Raw genomic sequence first — 3,981 nt, 5'->3', positions numbered from 1 at the left:
AATATTTGGGATTAATATCCTAGTAAAAGTTGTCTAACTTTTGGGGTTCACATCATCCAAAACGGACTCTTTTTTAATAACCTTTAGATAGGTTAACTTCATTTTTAACCAAAGTTGAATCTTGTATAAATTGTTTCATGTTAACATCAAATATCTTCAATGCTTCCTCAACATATTCAGCATAAAAGCCGGAAATATGTGAAGTAATCACTACGTTATCCATTTTCCATAATGGATGGTCAGGATTTAATGGTTCTGGATCAGTAACATCTAAAGCTGCTGCACTTAACTGACCTTGTTGCAACGCATTCGTTAAATCTTCAGTGTTCGTACTAGGTCCGCGACCAATGCTAATATACATTGGTTTGTTATTTAACTTGTTAAAAAATTCGCGGTTATAAAAATCCTTGGTTTCAGGCGTTAATGGCAGTGTGTTAATTACCAAATCAGCATCATAAATGTCAGCTTCGTCGCCATCCATACTAAAAGTTTGGTCGAAACCATTTGCAGCATGTCCACTATGATTTACACCGATCGTATTAGCTTTGAAAGCTTGTAATAACTCACCAATTCTACCACCAATGCTACCAGTTCCATAAACCACTGCCTTTTTATTTTTAATCATTTTTAATTGATTGACAGGTTTTATCCAACCTTGTGCTCGAGCAGATTCGTCAATGAAACGGTAACTACCTAGAACCATTCCTATAACTGTTTCAGCAATTGGTTCAGCATGAATTCCGCTAACCGTTGTCAATTTAACATGTTTTTCATTTAATTTTTCTAAAGGAAAATAATCCACCCCTGCAGATAACGCTTGTATCCATTTTAACTGTGATTGGTTACTATTAAGCATTTTATCTAACAATTCTTGATTGTAACCTACAAGAACATTAATACTATCTAAATCACTTTGTGATAAATCGTCATTTTCAAAATAAATTTTTGAATTAAAATTATTATTTTTAGCAAAATTTTGCTTTAATTCTTCAATGTCAAAACTTTCATTTGGAGTTCCAACTAAAATATTCAACTTAATCACCTCCATAGTAATTTACACTTTATTTTTACTTCTTTCAAAGATTTTAACTTTTTAAATTAAACAATAAAGCTATATATAGTAGAAAAAAGTTATTTAATTCACATTAATATATGCTTATTTAAAAGTGTTTAATTAAAAATACCTTTTAAATTGTTAACATTTTCACAAAAAGTGCTATAATGAAAAATGTTGAAAGTAATAAAAATTATTTTGTGAAAGATGGCGATGTTAATGTCAGTTGTCTCATTAAAAAAAGGCTCTAATAATATCAAAGAAGATAAAAAAGATATAGATTCAAAAATTAATGAAATGGTTGAAAAAGCGCACAAAGCTTTGGATATAATGTACACTTTTGACCAAAAGAAAGTAGATTACATAACGCATCAAATGGTAATCGCTGGTTTAAATGCTCATATGAAGTTGGCAGAAATGGCACACGAAGAAACTGGTCGTGGAATTGCCGAAGATAAAGCAATTAAAAACATTTATGCAACTGAAGAAATATGGCACTATATCCGTAATCATAAAACTGTAGGTATCGTAAACGATGATAAAGAACGACAACTAATTACAGTTGCTGAACCTTTAGGGGTTGTAGCTGGAATTACTCCTGTCACTAATCCTACTTCAACGACTTTATTCAAAGCCATTATTGCAATGAAAACTAGAAACCCAATTATTTTCAGTTTGCATCCGCAAGCAATTAAAGCTTCAATCGAAACTGCTAAAATTTTACAAAAAGCTGCCGTTGAAGCCGGTGCTCCTAAAGATGCTATTCAATGGATCGAACACCCTAGCCGTGAAGCTACTACTGCTTTAATCAATAACCCTGGTGTTGCAATTACTTTAGCCACTGGTGGTCCTGGATTAGTTAAAGCTGCTTACTCAACTGGTAAACCTGCTCTAGGTGTTGGTCCTGGTAATGGACCTGTATATGTTGAAAAAACTGCTAAAATCAATCGTGCAGTTAATGACATTATTTTATCCAAAACATTTGATAACGGAATGATTTGTGCCACTGAAAATAGTGCCATTATTGATCATGAAATTTTTGACGATGTTAAGAATCAAATGGAAGCTAATGGTGTGTTCTTTGTAGCTAATAAAGATGTTAAAGCACTAGGCGATACCATGTTTAATAAAGAAACTGGACAAGTTAATGGCCCTATTGCTGGTATGAATGCTAAACAAATTGCTAAACTTGCTAACATTAAAGTTCCTGATAACACTAAAGTTTTAGCAGCTGTACTAGATGGTGTTGGTAGCAAGTATCCATTATCGGGTGAAAAATTATCACCTGTCCTATCAATTTACAAGGCTAAAGACAAACAAGATGCGTTTAAGATTGCCGATGAGTTATTACATTACGGCGGTCTTGGTCATACTGCAGCTATCCAAACTGAAGATGAGAATATTGCTAAAGAATTTGGTGTCAAAATGAAGGCCTGTCGTATCCTAGTTAACACTCCTGGTGGTCTTGGCGGAGTTGGTAATCTTTACAACGAAATGCGCCCATCACTAACCTTAGGTACTGGTTCATGGGGTGCCAATTCAATTTCACATAACGTTACTGACTATGATTTGTTGAACTACAAGACCATTGCTAAACGTCGTAACAATATGCAATGGATTAAACTACCTCGTGTATACTTTGAAAAAACATCCGTTCGCTACTTATATGATATGCCTGGTGTAAAACGAGTATTCATCGTTGCTAGTCCTAAGATGGTTGAACTTGGATATGTTGACATTGTCTTAGACGAATTGAAACGTCGTCCAAATGAAATTGCATATTCACTATTCTCAGATGTCGAACAAGACCCATCAACTAATACAGTTGATAAGGGTGTTAATTTAATGCAAAGCTTCAAGCCTGATACTATCATAGCCTTAGGTGGTGGTTCACCTTTGGATGCTGCTAAAGCAATGTGGTTCAAATACGAAAACCCTGAAGCAGATTTCTTCGGCGCTAAACAAAAATTCTTAGATATTCGTAAACGTGCTTACCGTTTTGACCAACCTAAGAAAGCTAAATTTGTTGCAATTCCAACCACTTCAGGTACTGGTTCAGAAGTAACTCCATTTGCCGTTATTACCGATTCCAAAACACACGTTAAATATCCATTAGCCGATTATGCTTTAACTCCTGACGTCGCAATTGTTGACTCACAATTTGTCGAAACTTTACCTAAAGGAACTATCGCTTACGCTGGTTTGGATACCTTATGTCATGGAATTGAATCATATGTATCTAACATGGCTTCAGATTACACAAGACCATGGTCACTACAAGCCATTAAGATGGTATTTGATAATTTAACCGCTTCTTATAATGGTGATCAATATGCCAGAAGAGAAATGCATAATGCGGCAACTATTGCCGGAATGGCATTTGGTAACGCCTTTTTAGGAATTACCCACTCTGTTGCGCATAAACTTGGTGGTGCTTTTGATAAACCACATGGTTTGATGATTGCAATTACATTGCCACATGTTATTAGATATAACTTTAAGAAACCTGAAAAAATAACTATTTGGCCTAAATATGAATCATTTAGAGCTGACGAAGATTATGCTCGAATTGCTCGTTTCTTAGGCTTACCTGGTAACACTAATGCTGAATTAAGAGAAGCATTAATTAACAAATTCATTGAGTTAGCACATTCAGTTGGTGTCACATTAAGCTTAAAAGCTAATGGCATCGATAAAGCTGATTTCGAAAATAAAGTTGACGGTTTAGCCGACTTAGCTTACCAAGACCAATGTACAACTACCAATCCTAAAGAACCATTAATTGCTGATTTGAAACAAATTATGATTGATGATTATAACGGTACTAATGTTGAAAAATAATAAAAAAGACTCCCTAAAACATAAATTTTAGAGTGAAGTGACCCCCAAAAGTTGGACAATAAAATGTTCAATAATTTGGGGGTTAT

The 3,981-nt window shown here is 34.4% G+C and carries 2 protein-coding genes; one reads left to right on the top strand and one right to left on the bottom strand.

Annotated elements, in window-relative coordinates; all coding sequences use genetic code 11:
- Window positions 1-73: 73 nt before the first annotated feature.
- A complete protein-coding gene (locus FD06_RS02540) occupies window positions 74-1,033 on the bottom strand; it encodes an NAD(P)-dependent oxidoreductase (RefSeq protein WP_056965898.1) in 960 nt (319 codons plus the stop codon).
- A 240-nt stretch (window positions 1,034-1,273) separates the two neighbouring features.
- Between FD06_RS02540 and adhE the strand changes: the two genes are divergently transcribed.
- Window positions 1,274-3,895, top strand: coding sequence for a bifunctional acetaldehyde-CoA/alcohol dehydrogenase (gene adhE / locus FD06_RS02535; protein ID WP_056965896.1), 2,622 nt, complete (start codon window positions 1,274-1,276; stop codon window positions 3,893-3,895).
- Window positions 3,896-3,981: the final 86 nt, after the last annotated feature.

This window comes from Apilactobacillus ozensis DSM 23829 = JCM 17196 (genome assembly GCF_001435995.1).
Lineage (GTDB): Bacteria > Bacillota > Bacilli > Lactobacillales > Lactobacillaceae > Apilactobacillus > Apilactobacillus ozensis.
The sequence above is the reverse complement of the archived record's forward strand: the minus strand, read 5'-3'. Positions and strand labels throughout refer to the sequence as shown.

What these genes read in the sequence shown, in the direction of transcription:
- adhE (WP_056965896.1), top strand. Translation starts at nt 1,274, where the DNA reads ATGTCAGTTGTCTCATTAAAAAAAGGCTCTAATAATATCAAAGAAGAT.